This is a genomic window from Rhodoferax sp. GW821-FHT07F03, assembly GCF_059418745.1.
This window is the reverse complement of record NZ_JBWKQM010000018.1, coordinates 85,258-103,219: the sequence shown is the minus strand read 5'-3', so window position 1 is coordinate 103,219 and position 17,962 is coordinate 85,258. Positions and strand designations below refer to the sequence as shown.

Genomic DNA, 17,962 nt, shown 5'->3' with positions numbered 1-17,962 from the left:
TCGGGCAGCAAGGTGACTTGCTGGCGGTCTTGGCTTTCGATGAATCGCTTCATGGACTACCTCGCTGGAAACGGGTTGCTTTATTTTATTTTTGAACCCGCCATGCGTGAAGCGTTTTCACACAGCCTCGGCCCAAAGCGGCCTGTCACCAAAAGCGTTTGTTTTGTCTTTTTACCCAAATCACACTGCGTATCGCAAACGTCCAAAACAGGATGGCGACTCCAAGCCACAAGCACACAAAGAACCAGTACAACATTGGCTCGTCAAAGCTTCGGACGAGATTCGAGTTGTACTTCGCCATTGTGGGCACCACGCCCGTTACAAGGCCATTGAGGCCAACAAATAGAGGCACAAGCCCTGCCGCGAAAAAAGCGACTATCGCCAGGGTTTGCAGGCGAGGCCCCCACTCCTCCTGCCACCGAAAGTAGGCAGCAAGGTCGTTGTATTGAGCCGGCTTTTTCATAGAAGATAGGTGTCCGCTGTTGGCCGATAGTACCCGTTCAGGCTTGATTGGTGACCGACAGCAATCGCTGCTTAGGAGCCACTCCCCAAGAATCGCTCAGCAGCCGCTTCAGGGCCCCAAACCAACATAAGCCCTCCCCGCAAATCCCCCCACCGACTCGACAGAAAATTGCGGCGCACTGGACTGCGAAAACTGGCACCAGCCGCTACCTGCCCCTCGCAACAGTTCTGCATGAAGACCTGGACCAGATCACCGCTATTCATAGCTTCTACCTGCTGGTCGAAGCCGTAGCCCGCGCGCGCGGCCAGTCCCCGGACCGGCCACTGCATCCGCCCAAGGCGACCAGCACACGCTAAGCACCTGCTCCATTTGGGGAAAATCAGTATCAATTTAATAGCGGCCTGCGCAGGTAATACCTGCGCTGACAGTATTTTTAATGTGTAGTTTTTAGTCCTATTTGCATAGCACAACCCGACCGCGACCCGTCTGACACATCCAAGGGAATACCCCCTGCCGCCAAGTCCTTGGCGCTCCCCATAATCCGGCTCATGTTGTACGACAACAGATAACTAACCACCTCGGACGCCATGATTTCTGCGCACCTTGCCCGGCCGCCTCGGCCACTTCATCCGCCCCTACCGCAACAGCCCGCGCCAAGCCACGCAACCCCGGGCACAGCCCACGGGCAGGCGCAGCACGCATGAAGTACGCGCTCGACTTCAGCACCCTGCTGCCCTACTGGCCCGTGTTCCTGAACGGCGCCTGGCTGACGCTGAAGATGACGGCGGTGGCCGTGGTGGTCGGCGTCGCGGTCGGCACGCTGGTGGCTTTTGCCAAGCGCAGCCAGATCCAGCCGCTGTCGCGCATCTGCGCCGGCTACATCGAGGTGGTGCGCAACACGCCGTTTCTAGTGCAGATCTTTCTGCTGTACTTCGGCCTGGCCAGCATCGGCATCCGCATGCCAACCTTTGCCGCCGCGGTGCTGGCGATGATCATCAACATCGCCGCCTACGCCGCCGAGATCATCCGCGCCGGACTGGAGTCGGTGCCCAAGGGTCAGATCGAGACGGCCGAATGTTTAGGTCTGTCCAAGTGGCGCATCGGCTGGCATGTGATGCTGCAGCCGTCGATCGAGAAGGTCTACCCCGCGCTGACCAGCCAGTTCCTGCTGATGATGCAGGCGTCCGCCATGGCCTCGCAGATTTCAGCCGAAGAGCTGACGGCGATTGCCAACACCGTGCAGTCCGACACCTTCCGCTCGCTGGAGACCTATATCGTGGTGGCGGCGCTCTACTTGGCGCTGTCGCTGGTGATCAAGCTGCTGACGCATCTGCTGGGTGAATACCTGTTCCGCCGCCGCCGCGTGATCCGCCAGGCGGCTTTGCGCAATAGCCGGCAAAAGCAGTTGGAGCCGACCGTGCAGGTTGCTCGCCACGGAGGTGCGGCATGAGCTGGGGCAGTTTCACCGGCACACACCTGCTGTACCTGTTTACCTCGATTGGTTGGACGCTGGTGCTGTCGGCAGTGGCCTTCGTGCTGGGCAGCATCGGCGGCTTTGGCGTGATGCTGGCGCGCATCTCGTCGCGCCGTTGGCTGCGCTGGATGGCGCTGGCCTATATCGAATGCATACAGGGCATTCCGCTGCTGATTTTGCTGTTCATCGTGTACTTTGGCCTGTCGGTGTACGGCTATTCGCTGCCCTCCTTGGTGGCGGCCGGCATCGCGATGATGGTGTATGTGAGCGCCTATCTGGGTGAGATCTGGCGCGGCTGTATTGACGCCATGCCCAAGCCGCAGTGGGAGGCCGCCGAATGCCTGGCCTTCAGCCGCTGGCAGACGCTGCGCCTGGTGATCATTCCGCAGGCGGTGCGGCTATCGCTGCCGCCCACCGTCGGTTTTCTGGTGCAGATCATCAAGATGACTTCGCTGGCCTCGGTAATCGGCTTTGTGGAGCTGACCCGGGCCGGCCAGATCATCAACAACAGCATCTTCCAGCCCTTTTTAATCTTCACGATCGTGGGGGCGTTTTACTTTGCCCTGTGTTATCCGCTGTCGCGCTGGAGCGAAGCGATGGAGAAAAAACTCAATGTCGCCAACCGTTAACCCCCTGCCCGGCAGCTTGTACACCGGCCTGGTCGCTACCGAAGGCGGTGGCAGTGTCAACACTGCCGCCCAACCCGGCCCTATCGTCAAGCTCGACCAGGTCTACAAGAGCTTCGGCGCGAACCAGGTGCTCAAAGGCGTGTCCTTCGAAGTCGCCAAGGGCGAAATGATCGCCATCATCGGCGCCAGCGGCTCGGGCAAGAGCACGGCGCTGCGCTGCATTGACCGGCTGGAAGTCATAGACCAGGGCAGTATCGAAGTCTGCGGCATCCGCGTGGACAGCCCCACAGTGGACCTGAAGCAGCTGCGGCTGGAAGTCGGCATTGTGTTCCAGAGCTACAACCTGTTTCCGCACCTGACGGTCGAAGAAAACATCTTGCTGGCGCTGCGCCACGTGAAGAAGCTGCCGCGCGCCGAGGCCCACCAGGTGGCGCTGCGCGTACTTGAGCAGGTGGGCCTGAAAGAGAAAGCCGCAGCCTACCCCGAGCAACTCTCTGGCGGCCAGCAGCAGCGCGTGGCGATTGCCCGGTCGCTGGCGATGTCGCCCAAGGTGATGCTGTTCGACGAAGTGACTTCGGCCCTGGACCCACAGCTCACCGGCGAGGTGCTGCGCGTGATGGAGGACCTGGCCGCCGGCGGCATGACCATGCTGCTGGTGACGCACGAAATGGCCTTCGCCAAACGCGTCGCCGACCGCATTATCTACATGCACCAAGGCAAGGTCTGGGAGGTCGGCGCCGGCGACATGCTGGACGAGCCCAAGACGCCCGAGCTCAAAGCCTTTCTCGACAACGGCCTTTGATTATTTATAACCACCAGGAGACAAACATGCGCACCACCCACTTCACCCGCACCGCCATCGCTACCGTGCTACTCGCTTGCGGCACGCACGCCGCCATGGCCGACCAGTTTGACGACATCAAGAAGGCCGGCAAGGTCCGCGTGGCCATCGCCATCGGCACGCCGCTGTTCAGCTTTGCCGATGCGAACCTGCAGCCCACCGGCTCAGACGTAGACACCGCTACCGAGCTGGCCAAAGACCTGGGCGTGAAGCTGGAGATCGTGCCCATCACCACCGCAGCGCGCATCCCCACGCTGCAAGCCCAGCGCGCGGACCTGGTGATCTCGGCCCTGTCCATCACCGAAGAGCGCGCCAAGGTGGTCGACTTCTCCATCCCGTACTCAGCCATCACCATCATCGTGTCGGCCCCCAAGGACATCAAGATCACCAGCTACGCCGACCTGGCCGGCAAGCGGGTGGGTTTGACCCGCGCCACCACCAACGACGCGCTGACCACCAAGGAAGCCAAGGGCGCGGAAATCATGCGCTACGAAGACGACGCCACGTTGATTACATCTGTCGTCACCGGCCAGGTAGATATCTTCTCCAGCACGCCATCAAACATGGGCGAGATCAACAAGCGCGCGCCGGGCAAGAATTTTGAGGTGAAGTTCTCGCAGCTCGACTCCGGCCTGGGTATCACCATGAACAAAGGCGAGCCCAAGCTGAAGGAATGGATCAACGCCTGGGTCACCACCAACATCAAGAGCGGCAAGCTCAACGCCATCTACAAGAAATACCATGGCCGCGATCTGCCGGCCAATGTGGTGAAGCCGGTGTGAGTCTTGGCGAGACTGCTACTTAATCGATAGCTGGTAGCGCAGGTAATACTTGCGCTACAGCCCGATTTATCTATTAGAAAACGTGACAACCAAGTTTTAGGCGGCTCTTAAACACTGCAAAGTAGGACCCCTTTGATATCTATGTCGGCAACGTCAGTGCGGCAGTATGTTCCCGTACCGCTTCATCGACATGGTCGCGGCGTCAATCTTCGACATAAATTCCGCCGCTGCCGGTGCTGTCTGAAAGCTCGCCATGGATGCGTCTGCATCCTTTGCCGAGCGCCAGTGCACGATCACGAGCCACTCGCCGTTGTCGCCCGCCACACTCTCGCGGGAGACGAAGCCCGGTTGCTTGGCCACATGCTGCTTTTCGACGGCCTGATCCACAGCCCGGAACTCCGAGGCGCTGACGCCAAGCTGCAGCTTGAAAGTAACTACCTCAACGACTTCAGCCGGCGCCCCCGCTGCGCCGTAGGACTGCATCGAAAGCACACCAGCCGAGAAGGTAGCCAGCAGTAATCTGTAGAAATTTTTCATCTAGAAACCCTTTCCCGTTTAGAACTTGCCGTTGGAGTTCTTCCACTCCGAGCGAGCTGGAATAGCCTCAATGGTGTCCCAATGCTCAGCGAGCTTGCCGTTGTCCACACGGAACAGATCGTAAAAAGCGACGTGCTTGCCGCCAAACTGACCTTCGCTCGCGACGAGTACGAAATTGCCCTCGCCAAGCACCTTATGCACTTGTTCGTATTTCATGCTAACGCCGGCCTTGGCCATTGCCTCCAGCGCCTTGCCTAGCCCCGAAAGACCGTCGGCGATCTGCGGGTTGTGCTGGTGGTAGTTGTCGCCGTCGTAGTAGCCGACCAGCTTGTCCATACGGCCATTGACCAAGATGTCGTCCACGAATGCGGCGACCAGCTTCTTGTTGGCCGCAGTCTTGTCAAGATCCATTGCAGTTGTTGGCCCATCGATCATCGAACGCCCACTTGGATTGGACATGGCTGGCTTTTCCTGCAGGTTGTCCCAGTGCTCGACAATCTTTCCATCCTCAAAGCGGAAGATGTCAAAACCAATCTTCGGGCCGAAGAAGTTGTAGTCGGTATGGGCGAATACGAAGTCCCCATCCTGGAAGACACGCACCGTGTTCACCTTGGCTGAGCCTTTGGGCAAGGCTTGCAGCACAGCGCCAAAGCCAGCAAGGCCGTCACCGACGGCGAGGTTGTGTTGGATGTACTTTTCAGAATTGATGTAGCCCACGGGCTTTGTATCGCCGATCTCAATGCTCTTGAGCAGTTCGGTAACTTGGGGTTTGTAATTTGTAGACATTCCGTTTTCCTTTGTAGTGCTGATTCCGTTCGATGCACAGCCTGTCATTGCAGCTGTGATGGCGACAACCGACAGCAAAATGGTGTTTCTGACTTTGAGTTTCATGGGGGACAAGCTTTCATCGTTGCTTCTGAGTGAAAGCAAACAAGTGTCGGTTTCCATACGCATATTTACGAGGTAGATTCCTGACCCATAGTTATCCAAATCGGACATTTCTGGCATATGGCAAATCTTACGGACATTCCCCGCGTGGGCTTTCGCCCTCCGGTGGGCTACGCGTTTGACATTGAGGTGTTTCCCGCCAATGACTGGCTGAAACGGGTACCAGCCGAGCACTTCAGATATCCGTCACGCCTGGACTTTCACCAACTCATCCTGGTAACCCAGGGACAATTCCGTCATACGGTGGACTTCCGGCTGGAGTCGCCGGATAGCGGCTCAATATTGGCCATGCGACCAGGCCAGGTTCAGCGCTTCGAAGCCAACAACATCTGGGATGGCTGGGTCATTCTTTTTCGTCCGGAATCGTTCCAAACCACGGCCAACATGGGCGAAGCACCGCCAGGTCTTTTCGTCGAAGACATACCGGTTCAATTGATGTTGGACGCGACGACCTTCACGGCAATGCAACAAGCCATGGCGCAAATGCATAAAGATGCGTCCATGTCGGGCCCTATGCAGTTGGTAAATGCCTTGGAGCGCGCGCAGCTCCAGGCATTACTCACCAGGTTGCAGCTTGCCAGCGCACAACGGCTTGCGCTGCCGTCAGACAACTCATCGCTGTCCAAGCACTTCCGGAAGTTTCGACATGCAACGGAGCAAAGCTTCCATGAATGGCATCAAATATCCGCCTACGCCAAGGCCCTTGGCATCTCTGAGAAGACACTAAGTCGAGCAGCACAACAGCTGACCGGACTGTCCGCAAAGTCATACCTGTCCACGCGTATCGCATTGGAGGCAAAGCGCATGCTTGCGTACACCAGTTGGCCCGTTGCCCAAGTGGCAGACAAGCTGGGATTTGATGAAGCGACCAATTTCATCAAGTTCTTCCGCCGGGAAGCAGGTTGTGCACCCAGCGAGTTCAGAAAGCAGCACAGAGGCTGACCAAGCATGGCCGGGCACATCATGGAACCGGCCCCCCGAGTTATTTCACCGCATGTACGGCGGCATACGTCCCAGAGAAGCGTGTCCGCCCGTACAACATGAACACCGAAACCAGGCCACACGCCGCGGCGAAGGTCATCCAGTAGCCCGGAGCGGCCTTATCACCAGTAGCCTCAATCAGCCAAGTAGACAGCATCGGGGTGAAGCCACCAAAAATAGCCGTCGCCAGGCTATAGGCCAGAGAGAAGCCCACCGTACGCACATGGGCGGGCATGACTTCTGTGAGCGCTACTACGGCAGCGCCGTTGTAGCTGGCGTACATAAAGGACAGCCACAGTTCAGTCACCAGCAGATTCTCGAAGCTGATGTTGGCGACCAGCCAGGACATGATGGGATACGCTGTGAGGATGGGCAGCACGGTGAAGACCAGCAAAATCTTCTTGCGCCCAACCTTGTCCGACAAAGCGCCCATCACCGGCAGCCAGAAGAAGTTCGACATGCCGACACAGAAGGTTGTCAACAGGCTGTCTGCAGTACTGAGCTTTAGCACGCTTTTGCCAAAGGTGGGTGTGTAGACCGTGATCAGATAGAAAGACACGGTGGTCATCACCACCATCATCATGCCCGCAACCACCACGCGCCAGTTGGAGCCTATTGAGCGCAGGATTTCCTTGAACGTGGGGTGGTGCTTGCGAGCAAGGAACTCGTCTGTTTCCTGCAGCGAGCGTCGAATCACAAAGATTACCGGAACAATCATGCAGCCTATGAAGAACGGCACGCGCCAGCCCCACGCGCCGATTTGCTCCGCCGACAGCCACTGGCTCAGCAGGTAGCCAATGATGGCCGACGCCATGATGGCAACCTGCTGGCTGGCGGACTGCCAACTCACATAGAAGCCCTTGTTGCCAGGAGTGGCCATTTCGGACAAATACACCGACACGCCGCCCAGCTCCACACCAGCCGAAAAGCCCTGCAGCAAGCGCCCGACCAGCACCAGAATAGGTGCGGCGATGCCTATCGTCGCGTAGCCCGGCACAAAGGCGATCAACACCGTGCCCAGCGCCATGATGCCCAGCGTGACGATGAGCCCCTTGCGCCGTCCGATCTGGTCGATGTAGCTACCCAGGATCACAGCGCCCAAAGGCCGCATCAGAAAACCAGCGCCGAACGTGGCGAAGGTCAGGATCAACGAGGCGTACTCGTCATTGCTGGGGAAAAATGTTTTGGAAATGTACGTGGCGTAGAAGCCGTACAGGAAGAAGTCGAACATTTCCAGAAAGTTGCCGCTGGTCACGCGCAACACAGTGGACAGCTTGGATTGCTCCGTTTTTTTTGTATTAGCCATGGTGGGTTCTTTCAGTGTGCGGCAGCAGGGGCCGGAGTCAGGCCCGTCTTACGGATCAGCGGTGCGGCTTCGGCCGAGCCGAGGTAATCGATCAACTGCACCGCGGCGCCCTGCGCCTTCGCACCCGCCACCACGCCGGCGGAAAACGGCGTGAGTTGCTGCGCTTCATCAGGCAGCTCGCCCACAAAATCGATGCCAGCAACTGGCAGCAGTTCGCTGACTTGCTGGAAGCCCAAATCCGCATCCCCCCGTGCCACAACCTGGGCTACGGGCTCGGCGGGAATCATGCGACTCTTGCTGCGGATCTGGTCGGCCACCCCGAGACGTGGGAATAGAACCTTGGACAAAAATTCGCCGCTGGCGCTGTCCGAGTAAGCAATAGACCGCGCACTGAGCAGCGCCTTCTTGAGACCGTCTACGGTGGTGACATCGGGCCTCGCAGCACCCGCCTTGACGGCGACACCAATTTTTGAGTTGGCCAACAGGCGGTGGCCGGTGTCTTCCACCCGCCCTTGCTGGATCAGCTTGTCCAGAGCATCACCTACCATGATCACGACGTCGATGGGCTCGCCGCGTTCCAGGCGCTTGGGGATGGCGCCCGAGGTTTCACCCATCGAAGGGCCCCACACCGCCACCAATGTGTGCCCGGTGCGGGCCTCGAAGCCGGGCGCCAAGGCGCGGTAGGCGGCAGCGAAACCACCCGAGCTTGCCACATGGATTTCGTCCGCCGTCGCAACTGCGGCCATGGCCGGCGCGATCACCAGGATGAGGAGGCGCAAGCTGCGCCGCGTGTTGAGTCCCAATTTCACATCATCTCCTTTTGTGTTTGTAAGTGTGCGGTTGGGGGCGGATGATGCGGGTCTTCAATTAGAAACACAATTGCATTAATTTTATATATTGATAGACCATGCGCATCAATACAGACATCGGAGAAATCCAGGCGTTCATCGCCGTAGCAGAGAAATCGAGCTTCAAGGCGGCGGCAGAGAGCCTATTCATATCGCAGCCCGCTTTAAGCCGGCGTATCGAAAAACTGGAAGGCGATTTGAAAAGTCGGCTGCTGGAAAGAACCACCCGACGGGTGTCTCTGACCGACGCGGGCCGGCAGTTTTTGAAGCACGCCCAAGCCATCATGGACGAGCTGGAATTTGCCTACCGGGGGCTTGAAGCCAGGGCCGCGGCGCGCACGGGCAAGGTCACCATTGCCTGCATTCCGTCGGTGGCCAACCATTTGCTGCCATCGGTTTTAAAAGACTTCCACAACAGCAACCCTGCGGTACGCGTCAAGGTGATTGATGAAAGTGCACAGATTGTGTTGGACAGCGTCACCGCAGGGCATGCAGACTTCGGCTTGAACTTTCTGGGCAGCCAAGAGCCCGATCTTGATTTCATGCCCATTCGCGAAGAACGCTATGTGGCCGTGGTGCCAAGCAGCCATCCATTGGCGCAGCGCAAGACCGTCGCCTGGAAATTGCTGGAGAAAGAGCCGCTGGTATCGGTATCCAGCAGCAGCGGCAATCGACTGATCATCGACAGCGCCTTTGCGAAGTCGGCGAAAAGGCCCAGCATCCAATACGAAATCAACCATGTGACCGGTGCCATCAACCTGGTGGCGGCCGGCCTGGGTGTTGCCATCATTCCTGGCTTGGCACTGGACGCCGTGCTGCATCCAGGCCTGGTCGGCGTGCCCTTGGTAGACCCCGCCATCACGCGCACATTGGGGCTGATCGTTCGCAAAGGTGACAAGCTGCATGACGCGGCCCAGACCTTGGCCGACATACTGATTACCGCGATTCGATCCACCTAGCCCCTCTGACGACCAGCGCGGCACAATCTCCGCATGGCCCGCTCCCCAATCCGTTCCGCTGCTCCATCGTCCGCAAGTGATGCGCGCGACCACGCGGTGGCCGCCTGGGTCGATGCACTGCGGCGCCAGGCCGACGCAAAGACCCTGAAAAGCCTGCCGACCCTGGCCGACGAGGATGCAGCGCGCGTCATGGCCTTGCTGCGGATGGACCGTCCGCCTGTAGTGGAGACACCGCCGCCGCCCGCACCACCGACCGACGGCGTCACCGGCCACTTCCGCCCTCGCCTCACGCTGCAAACCCTGGGCCGCGGCGATGGCCTGCTGGGCCTGAAGCCGCAGGGCAAGCTGGGGCCGCGCGGCGACAGCGTGACACTGGCGCAGTTCGACTGGACGTACCACACCGACAGCGGTACGCGCTGGCACACGCCAGCGCCGACCTCCATCCTGAACAACCGGCCGGCCGCCGTGCAGGAGCTGTTCGACACCGGCGGCCCGGTGCTGAAGATGCGGCGCGATCTGGCCGCCGAGGCGGATGCGATGGACCTGGTCTGGGACATGGGCTTTGTGCCGCTGGACCCCAACTCGTTCCAGTGGCGCAGCCGCGACCACAGCCCGGTGCTGGGGCCGGTGTGGACCCTGCCGCAGGAGGAATTCTTCGGCGACTTCTGGGCCGACCAGGTGCCGCAGTTGCAGGCCCTGGGCTGGGCCGTGGTAGTGAAACCCGGCTTCGCTCACGAGAGCGTGCCGGTGCAGCGCTGGAAGCTGGTGGTCAGCCCGGACACCGGCGAGATCATCGGCAAAGAACTAGCTAGCCCGCTCATCAAGCCCGGGCGTGGCGTCGAAAAACTGCAGCTGCCGGCGCGCGAAGGCGCGTGGCTGCTGAGCCTGGGCATCGAGATCGACGGCCAGACGCTGGACCTGGCGCCCATGCTGGCCGACTTGCTGCGCCGCGACCGCCGCTGGCTGAACGCCGCGCAGATCGCGGCCATCGACGACCTGGCCATCGTCTCGCTGCGCGCGCCCGGCGGCCGCCGCATCGACGCCCCGGCCGCGCCGCTGAAGGCCATCATCGGCGCCATGGTCGATCTGCTGACCGACCCGCTGCGCGCGCAAAACCAGGGCCTGCTGAAGCTGGGCGCCTGGGAGGCCCGGCGCCTGGATGCGCTGCGCGCCAGCCTGCTGGACGCGCACCGCGTCGGCACGCACAACGCCTGGCAGTTGCAGGGCGATCTGGGCCTGGCCAGTCTGGCGAAGCGCCTGCAAGCCCTGGGCACGCCGCAGCCGGTCGCCGCTCCTGACGGCTTGCAGATACAGCTGCGCCCCTACCAGCTCGAAGGCCTGGCCTGGCTGCAGTACCTGCGCGCGCACAGCCTGGGCGGCATATTGGCCGACGACATGGGCCTGGGCAAAACCGCGCAGGCGCTGGCCCATGTGCTGACCGAGAAGCAGGCCGGCCGGCTGGATCTGCCGGTACTGGTGGTGCTGCCGACTTCGCTGATCTTCAACTGGCAGGCCGAGGCCCGCCGCATGGCGCCCGGCCTGCGCCTGCTGACCCTGCAGGGGCCCGAGCGCGACACGCTGTTCGCGCAGATGGCCACGCACGACCTGGTGCTGACCACCTACCCGCTGCTGTGGCGCGACATGGATGCGCTGGCGGCGCAGCGCTTCCACCTGGTCATATTGGACGAGGCGCAGATGGTGAAGAACGCCGGCAGCCGCAGCGCCCGCGCCCTGCGCCGCCTGCAGACCCGGCATAGCCTGTGCCTGACCGGCACGCCGATGGAGAACCACCTGGGCGAGCTGTGGGCGCAGTTCGACTGGCTGATGCCGGGCTTTCTGGGCGATGCCCGCCACTTCGCCGCGCGCTGGCGCAAGCCGATTGAAGAGAACGGCGAAACCCTGCGCGCCGCCCTGCTGGCCCAGCGCGTGCGCCCCTTCATCCTGCGCCGGCGCAAGCAGGATGTGGCCAGCGAGCTGCCGCCGCGCACCGAAGTCATCAAGCGCGTGCAACTGCAAGGCCAGCAGCGCGAGCTCTACGAAGGCGTACGCGCGGCGGCCGATGTACAGGTGCGCCGCGTGCTGCAGCGCCAGAGCTTCAATGGCGCGCAGATCAGCATCCTGGACGCGCTGCTCAAGCTGCGCCAGGTCTGCTGCGACCCGCACCTCGTCAAGGGAAGCAAGCCGGCCAAGACCATGGAACGCGCCAAGCTGGAGCTGCTAACCGACATGCTGCCCGAGCTGGTGGCCGAGGGCCGGCGCGTACTGGTGTTCTCGCAGTTCACCGAGCTGCTGGAGCTGGTGGCCGAGCAGCTGCGCATGCTGGAGCTGCCGTTCCTGAGCCTGACCGGCAAAACCCTGCCGAAAGAGCGCGGCGGCGTGGTGCAGCGCTTCCAGGCGCAGGAAGTGCCAGTGCTGCTGCTGAGCCTGAAAGCTGGCGGCGTGGGCCTGAACCTGACCGCCGCCGACACCGTCATCCACATGGACCCGTGGTGGAACCCGGCGGTGGAAGAACAGGCCACGGCACGCGCTCACCGTATCGGGCAAGACCAGCCGGTGTTCGTCTACAAGCTGGTGGTCGAGGGCAGCATCGAGGAACGCATGCTGGAGCTGCAGGCGCGCAAACTGGCGCTGGCCGATAGCGTGTTGGGCCACGACGCGGCCGGAGCACTGAAGTTTGATGCGGCTGATCTGGATGCGCTGCTGGCGCCACTGACAGCCTTGACGCAGAACTTAGAAATCCCGCAAAGCCCGGAAGAAGCTGCCCGCCGCTGGGGTCGAACAGGCAGTCGGCTCTAGACACACACTACAAAAAATATAGCTACCAACGCAGCTAATATCAGCGCTAGATGCTCATTGTGTAAGTATCTTGGTGCGCAGGCTTCCACGCCAGATTCAAAGGCATATCTGCCGCCAGCGTGGGCCGCGCGAACAGATACCCCTGGCCGTAGTCGCAGCCGGCAGCAGCCAGCAGATCGCACTGCTCCTGCGTCTCCACGCCCTCGGCCACCACTTTCAAGCCCAGGGTGTGGGCCATGACGATGATCACATTGCACAAGGCCATATCGTCCGAACCGGCAGTGAGGTTGCGCACAAAAGCCTGGTCGATCTTCAGAATATCGATGTCAAATTTCTTCAGATAAGACAGCGAGGAGTAGCCGGTGCCAAAGTCGTCCAGAGACAGGCCTATGCCAGCCTGACGGAAACCGCGCAGTTGCTCGGTGACGTTGCCGCCGGCGTCCATCAACAAGCCTTCGGTGATCTCGATCATCACCGCATCGCCCGGCATGCCAGCAGCCTGCAAATGCGCCATCCAGGTCACCTGGTCTATTCCTTCGTTGCGGAACTGCACCGGCGATACATTCACGCTGACCTGGAACTGCGGGTCGTGCGTCTTGCGCCATACCGCCGCCTGCTGGACCGCCTCGCTGAAAACCCAGTTGCCTATGTCCACGATCATGCCGGTTTCTTCGGCGATGGGCACAAAATCGGCAGGACTGACCATGCCCTCCACCGGGTGGTGCCAGCGGATCAAGGCCTCGGCCTTGTGGATATGGCCAGTCCTCAGGTCCACGATGGGTTGGTAGAAAACGCTGAACTGCTGCTCGGCTATGGCCACACGCAAGTCATTGATGAGTCGCATGCGCTTTTGCGCAGCGTCCTGCATGGACGGCGTGAACACGGTGTAACGGTTGCGCCCCTGGCTCTTGGCGGCATACATGGCCTGGTCGGCGTTCTTCAGCAGGGCCTCGACCTGGGTCGCGTCCTGCGGGTAGAAGGTCAGTCCAGCGCTGGTCGAGATGTGCACCTGCTGCCCAGCCAATAAAAAGGGCTCGGCCAGACGCTGCAGCGCGCCCTGCACGATCTGGTGTACGTAGCCTATATCAGTCAGGCCACTGAGAATCAAGGTGAACTCGTCACCCCCCAGGCGGGCCACCAGGTCCGTCTGCCGCACCCCCATGCGCAGGCGCCGCGCCGCCTCCTGCAGCAGCATGTCGCCTACTTCATGCCCTAGGGTGTCGTTGACTTCCTTGAACAAGTCCAGGTCAAAAAACACCAGCGCCAGAGAGCGGCCATCACGCTGGGCAGCTGCCATATCCTGCTCCAGCCGATTTTGAAACATATGGCGGTTCGGCAAACCGGTGAGGCGGTCAAAGTTGGCCTGGTTCCAGATCATCTGGGCGGCACGCTTGCGCTCGGTCACATCTTCCAGCACCAGGACGAACAGCTGCTCACTGCCCAGGTCGATCTTGCGGCCCGAGATTTCGCAGAGCATGGCGTCTTCACGCCCCTCCACCATCGTGTTCTTGACACCTGCAGCCTGGTCCTCCTGGGCGTGTGCAGGCAGTAAGTTGCCCCGGTGCAGCCAGGCCTCGTAGCCCTTGATATGGCCGACACGCTCAATCACATTGAGCACATTGCTCTGGTCTTGCGGGTTGCACCATAGCACCGCATGGCGGGCACCGACCAGGTCGTCGCGCAGCAGGCCGAACTGGCGCAGCCCCGCGTCATTGATGTCGACAATCAGGTAGTCTGGCTCATTGCGGCTCACCGTCATGGCCAGCGGCGAGGCATGGAAAATAGCCTTGAACTTGGCCTCGGTAAAGCGCAGCGCGTGTTCGGCCCGCAGCCGGTCATACAGTTCGTGCTGCAGGTCTGCGTTCTTGGCGTCACGCTCGGCAATGGCCCGACCGAGGGACTCGCGCATCTGGTCCAGGCTGTGCGCGAGGCTGCCGATCTCGTCATGCCTGTGCCAGTCCAGCGCCTGCTCCAGCTCGCCGCGGGCCAACCTGGCGGTGGCCATTTGCAGCCGATACAGAGGGCGTACCACGCGACGTTCCACCAGCAAAAACACCAGCAGGAATGAAATGCCTACCTGGGCCAGAATAAACAGGCCCAGCTTGGTGAAGTCGGCCCACAGCTGACGCACCACGCGGTCGGTACTGAGCTCCACTGTGACCTGGCCCACACGCCGGCCATCCATCACGATATCGCTTTGCTGGCTCAGCACCGTGCCTTGGCGGCGCGCAGACAGCTCGCTGGAGACAAACACATTGCCGAACTCGTCTTTTATCGTCACGGCCACCACGTCGGCATTGCGCGTGACCGAGTCGATCAACTGCTTAGCCACCGCCTTGTCCACGTTCCAGATCGGCATGCCCAGGCCGCTGGACAGCAACTGCGTGTATTGCAGCATGGGCTCGCGTATGCGCAAGGTCAACTCACGCTCGTAGCGATTGTTCAGAAGCAGGCTACCCAGCACCAAGGCTGGCAACACAATGCCGAGCGCTACGCCCAGCGTCATGATTTGTCTTAGGGATAGCTTCGGCACGCGGTCCTTTTCCGATGGATGACCTCCAAGCAGTGGCGGTAAATGCGGGCTAAGTACACCGGCAGCCTCCCGTAGACATGGGCCTTATTTCGTGCGCCATAGCTGGATGTTGGTATCGATCATTTTCTTCATCGCGTTTTGACGTGCCAGCTTGTACATGGCCTTGGCCAATGCAGCACGCAATTCGCTGCTGTTACAGGGAGACTTGTGTGAAAGCGTCAGGTACAGGCTCTCGTTGCTGATCGATGTAGCCATGGGCAGCAACCCATCTATACCCAGCTTGGCAATGTAGGCCAAGGCCGGCGACTCTTCGTACACCAAATAGTCCACCCGCCCTAGCTGCAACATCTTGAGCGCCTGCTCTAGGCTAGGTACGGTAGCGATCTTCAGTGAAGTTTTGGCGAAACGGTCGAAATCCTCGCCAAAACTATTATTGATAACGGTTACACCAGACAGGCCCTGCAGGTCCGCCCAGCGCTGGTATTTGATCGGAGCAGACTGGCGGCCCCACACCAGGGAACGCGTCTCGCGGAACGACGGATAAACGTAATCCATATAGTCCAGGCGATCCACAGTGAAGAAAGCGCCAGCAACCAGATCAACACGCCCAAGCTTGGCCTCTTCCTGCACACGGGCCCAGGAGCCGGCATAACGTACCTCGATCGGAATACCGATTTCCTTGGCCACCATTTGCATCAAATCGGCATTCGCGCCAATCAGACGGTTGCTGTCGGCGGGATCTCGCCACAAATACGGCGGGTATTCGGGGTTGCCTGTGGCAACCAGCTGTTTACAAGTTTCAGTCGCCCAAGCAAACGATGCCAACGACGCCAGAACGACCAGCAAGAATGCCGGACGCACGCACCGAGACCATGTCTCTTTGAATGGAAAACGGTTGCACATGAACGCCCTTTGAACCCGTAAGTTATGAAAGAGTCTACTATTGAAGAAAGCAATTACAGAAATATGCCTAGACAAGATCGCCATACTACACGTTACAAGTATGAGCCCCTTATGAGCCTTACGATTTAGTGATTGCAGGGCCCCTCAAGCAGGTTACATGCCGGCCACAGCTACGGTCTCGAAGTATGCGCGCCATCACCCTGCCAGCAGAATCATTCAAAACGAAGCATGATGCATATACAAGCCCATCTCCAAGCATGGGCAGCACGCTGGAAACAAGGATGGCGTAGCAGCGAATTGCCAGCCATGCTTTTTTGGTCCGTGCCTGCGGGTGCGCTGGGCACACTGGTAACCATTGGTTTCCGTAGTGCGTTGTTCGAGCTGGACCGCTTGGTGCTGGGGCAAGGTGGCGGCCTGGTCGCCATTGCCATGCAACTGCAAGCCTGGCAGCGCATACTGGTACCCAGTCTGGGGGGACTGCTGGCAGGTGCGCTGCTCACCTGGGCCCAGAACCGCACCCCACAAAATGCCCCAAGCGACTATATGGAAGCCGTCGCGCTGGGCAACGGCCATATTCCCGTGCAAGCCAGTCTGGTCCGCAGCGGCTCCTCCCTGCTCAGCATCGCCAGCGGCGGCTCCATAGGCCGAGAGGGCTCCATGGTGCAGTTGGCCGCGCTGGGTGCATCCTTACTGGGTCGCTTACTGCACCTGCGTACAGAGAGATTGCGCCTGCTGGTGGCCTGCGGTGCGGCCGCTGGGGTCACTGCCGCATACAACGCACCCATCGCAGGTGCTTTTTTTGTAGCAGAAGTGGTGCTGGGTTCTATGGAAATGGAAAGCCTGGGGCCCATCATGGTGGCTTCAGTAGTGGCCAACATCACCATGCGTGCCTTCCCCGGCTACCAGCCCCCCTATGTCATACCAGCATTTCCGGCCGTGGCCGGCCCGGAAGTGCTGCTGTTTGCCATGATGGGTCTACTGGTCGGAGCCGCATCCGCCCTGTTTCTGCGCGGCCTAGACGCCAGCCGCAAACTGTTTCGGCGCCTGAGCCTGCCCCTGCCCGCACGCATGGGTCTGGGTGGGCTGGTCGTGGGACTGCTCTCTGTGCGGTGGCCCGAAGTCTGGGGCAATGGCTATAGCGTGGTGAACGAAGTGCTGCACTCGCCCTGGACCATCGCAACCCTGTTGATTCTGCTCGCAGCCAAGGCTGTAGCCACCCTGGCCACGGTGGGTTCCGGTGCCGTAGGCGGGGTTTTTACCCCAGCACTATTTTTTGGCTGCCTGCTGGGCGGCATCTTCGGCCAAACCGTGCAGCATGTCTGGCCCCAGGCATCGGCAGCCCCATTTGCCTACGCCATTGTGGGCATGGGCGCATTTCTGGCTGGCGCCACCCAGGCACCACTGATGGCGATACTGATGGTTTTTGAAATGACGTTGAGCTACCAGGTCATGCTGCCTTTGATAGTGGCATGCGTGCTGGCCTATTTTGTTGCCCGTTCGGCCAACGCCGGGTCCATGTACGACATCACATTGCGCCGCCAGGCCCAGCGTGACGAGCGGCGACGCCTGCGCACGCTGCATGTGCGTGACCTGGTTCTGCCCGCGCAGACGGTGGTGGCGCCGGATGCCGACCTGCACACCATGGGCCAGCTATTTCAACAATACCCCGTCAAATACCTGTATGTCACGGACGCCCACAAGCACTACCTGGGCGTCGTGCCGCTGAAGAAGCTGAGTCCCGCAGCAGGCGCAGCCAACCTGGACCATCTGTGCGCGGCCGATCTGCTGGGACAGGACATTGCTCCTCTGACCTCGGACATGACCTTGGCCGAGGCACTACAACGCTTCATGGACCACCGCGGTGAACGCCTGCCAGTGATTGAAAGCCTGCAATCCCCCGTCTTGCTGGGCGTGGTCAACAAAAGCAGCCTGCTGTCCACCTACGTTCGCCTGAGCGAATAA

General features: G+C 60.4%; 15 protein-coding genes. 8 read left to right on the top strand and 7 right to left on the bottom strand.

The genetic code is table 11. The features are described from left to right. Positions 1-145 precede the first annotated feature (145 nt). On the bottom strand, positions 146-463 hold the full coding sequence (locus tag AC07R0_RS23805; RefSeq protein ID WP_495106734.1) for a hypothetical protein: 318 nt from the start codon (positions 461-463) through the stop codon (positions 146-148). 700 nt (positions 464-1,163) lie between these two features. On the opposite strand from AC07R0_RS23805, the gene AC07R0_RS23800 reads away from it, so the two are divergent. From AC07R0_RS23800 to AC07R0_RS23785, 4 genes are read left to right on the top strand one after another with little or no spacing between them, the layout of a single operon-like run. Then, positions 1,164-1,913, top strand: coding sequence for an amino acid ABC transporter permease (locus tag AC07R0_RS23800; RefSeq protein ID WP_495106733.1), 750 nt, complete (start codon positions 1,164-1,166; stop codon positions 1,911-1,913). Next, a complete protein-coding gene (locus AC07R0_RS23795) occupies positions 1,910-2,566 on the top strand; it encodes an amino acid ABC transporter permease (protein ID WP_495099200.1) in 657 nt (218 codons plus the stop codon). The genes AC07R0_RS23800 and AC07R0_RS23795 overlap by 4 nt, the downstream gene beginning before the upstream one ends. Next, positions 2,550-3,368, top strand: a complete 819-nt coding sequence (locus tag AC07R0_RS23790) for an amino acid ABC transporter ATP-binding protein (RefSeq protein WP_495106732.1) — start codon at positions 2,550-2,552, stop codon at positions 3,366-3,368. Before AC07R0_RS23795 ends, AC07R0_RS23790 begins: the two co-directional genes overlap by 17 nt. A 26-nt stretch (positions 3,369-3,394) precedes the next feature. Next, complete coding sequence (locus AC07R0_RS23785) at positions 3,395-4,189, top strand: transporter substrate-binding domain-containing protein (protein WP_495106731.1); 795 nt, start codon at positions 3,395-3,397, stop codon at positions 4,187-4,189. A 153-nt stretch (positions 4,190-4,342) separates the two neighbouring features. Here the strand turns inward: AC07R0_RS23785 and AC07R0_RS23780 are convergent, their stop codons facing one another. After that, positions 4,343-4,726 carry an antibiotic biosynthesis monooxygenase family protein gene (locus AC07R0_RS23780; protein ID WP_495106730.1) on the bottom strand — a complete coding sequence of 128 codons (384 nt, stop codon included), beginning with the start codon at positions 4,724-4,726 and terminating at the stop codon, positions 4,343-4,345. An 18-nt stretch (positions 4,727-4,744) separates the two neighbouring features. Next, positions 4,745-5,617 carry a nuclear transport factor 2 family protein gene (locus AC07R0_RS23775; RefSeq protein ID WP_495106729.1) on the bottom strand — a complete coding sequence of 291 codons (873 nt, stop codon included), beginning with the start codon at positions 5,615-5,617 and terminating at the stop codon, positions 4,745-4,747. Positions 5,618-5,734: 117 nt separating this feature from the next. On the opposite strand from AC07R0_RS23775, the gene AC07R0_RS23770 reads away from it, so the two are divergent. Further along, entirely contained in the window at positions 5,735-6,616 is an 882-nt protein-coding gene (locus tag AC07R0_RS23770) for an AraC family transcriptional regulator (RefSeq protein WP_495106728.1), read from the top strand. A gap of 40 nt (positions 6,617-6,656) precedes the next feature. Here the strand turns inward: AC07R0_RS23770 and AC07R0_RS23765 are convergent, their stop codons facing one another. Both AC07R0_RS23765 and AC07R0_RS23760 read right to left on the bottom strand, forming a co-directional pair. Then, entirely contained in the window at positions 6,657-7,961 is a 1,305-nt protein-coding gene (locus tag AC07R0_RS23765; protein ID WP_495106727.1) for an MFS transporter, read from the bottom strand. An 11-nt stretch (positions 7,962-7,972) separates the two neighbouring features. Further along, entirely contained in the window at positions 7,973-8,707 is a 735-nt protein-coding gene (locus AC07R0_RS23760; RefSeq protein WP_495106739.1) for a substrate-binding domain-containing protein, read from the bottom strand. A 161-nt stretch (positions 8,708-8,868) separates the two neighbouring features. Between AC07R0_RS23760 and AC07R0_RS23755 the strand changes: the two genes are divergently transcribed. Both AC07R0_RS23755 and AC07R0_RS23750 read left to right on the top strand, forming a co-directional pair. Continuing rightward, a complete protein-coding gene (locus tag AC07R0_RS23755; protein ID WP_495106726.1) occupies positions 8,869-9,768 on the top strand; it encodes a LysR family transcriptional regulator in 900 nt (299 codons plus the stop codon). 33 nt (positions 9,769-9,801) lie between these two features. After that, entirely contained in the window at positions 9,802-12,564 is a 2,763-nt protein-coding gene (locus tag AC07R0_RS23750; protein WP_495106725.1) for a DEAD/DEAH box helicase, read from the top strand. A gap of 46 nt (positions 12,565-12,610) precedes the next feature. Here the strand turns inward: AC07R0_RS23750 and AC07R0_RS23745 are convergent, their stop codons facing one another. Both AC07R0_RS23745 and AC07R0_RS23740 read right to left on the bottom strand, forming a co-directional pair. Further along, positions 12,611-15,097: a putative bifunctional diguanylate cyclase/phosphodiesterase gene (locus AC07R0_RS23745; protein WP_495099214.1), complete on the bottom strand. Its 2,487-nt coding sequence runs from the start codon at positions 15,095-15,097 to the stop codon at positions 12,611-12,613. An 84-nt stretch (positions 15,098-15,181) separates the two neighbouring features. Further along, positions 15,182-15,958, bottom strand: a complete 777-nt coding sequence (locus tag AC07R0_RS23740) for a substrate-binding periplasmic protein (protein ID WP_495106724.1) — start codon at positions 15,956-15,958, stop codon at positions 15,182-15,184. A gap of 270 nt (positions 15,959-16,228) precedes the next feature. Between AC07R0_RS23740 and AC07R0_RS23735 the strand changes: the two genes are divergently transcribed. Further along, positions 16,229-17,962, top strand: coding sequence for a ClcB-like voltage-gated chloride channel protein (locus AC07R0_RS23735; protein ID WP_495106723.1), 1,734 nt, complete (start codon positions 16,229-16,231; stop codon positions 17,960-17,962).

Bases quoted from the DNA above. Each gene is read 5' to 3' on its own strand.
- AC07R0_RS23735 (WP_495106723.1), top strand. From the start codon at position 16,229: ATGATGCATATACAAGCCCATCTCCAAGCATGGGCAGCACGCTGGAAA.
- AC07R0_RS23755 (WP_495106726.1), top strand. From the start codon at position 8,869: ATGCGCATCAATACAGACATCGGAGAAATCCAGGCGTTCATCGCCGTA.
- AC07R0_RS23805 (WP_495106734.1), bottom strand. From the start codon at position 463: ATGAAAAAGCCGGCTCAATACAACGACCTTGCTGCCTACTTTCGGTGG.
- AC07R0_RS23775 (WP_495106729.1), bottom strand. From the start codon at position 5,617: ATGAAACTCAAAGTCAGAAACACCATTTTGCTGTCGGTTGTCGCCATC.
- AC07R0_RS23780 (WP_495106730.1), bottom strand. From the start codon at position 4,726: ATGAAAAATTTCTACAGATTACTGCTGGCTACCTTCTCGGCTGGTGTG.
- AC07R0_RS23785 (WP_495106731.1), top strand. From the start codon at position 3,395: ATGCGCACCACCCACTTCACCCGCACCGCCATCGCTACCGTGCTACTC.
- AC07R0_RS23800 (WP_495106733.1), top strand. From the start codon at position 1,164: ATGAAGTACGCGCTCGACTTCAGCACCCTGCTGCCCTACTGGCCCGTG.
- AC07R0_RS23770 (WP_495106728.1), top strand. From the start codon at position 5,735: ATGGCAAATCTTACGGACATTCCCCGCGTGGGCTTTCGCCCTCCGGTG.
- AC07R0_RS23750 (WP_495106725.1), top strand. From the start codon at position 9,802: ATGGCCCGCTCCCCAATCCGTTCCGCTGCTCCATCGTCCGCAAGTGAT.
- AC07R0_RS23795 (WP_495099200.1), top strand. From the start codon at position 1,910: ATGAGCTGGGGCAGTTTCACCGGCACACACCTGCTGTACCTGTTTACC.
- AC07R0_RS23760 (WP_495106739.1), bottom strand. From the start codon at position 8,707: ATGGCCGCAGTTGCGACGGCGGACGAAATCCATGTGGCAAGCTCGGGT.
- AC07R0_RS23790 (WP_495106732.1), top strand. From the start codon at position 2,550: ATGTCGCCAACCGTTAACCCCCTGCCCGGCAGCTTGTACACCGGCCTG.
- AC07R0_RS23765 (WP_495106727.1), bottom strand. From the start codon at position 7,961: ATGGCTAATACAAAAAAAACGGAGCAATCCAAGCTGTCCACTGTGTTG.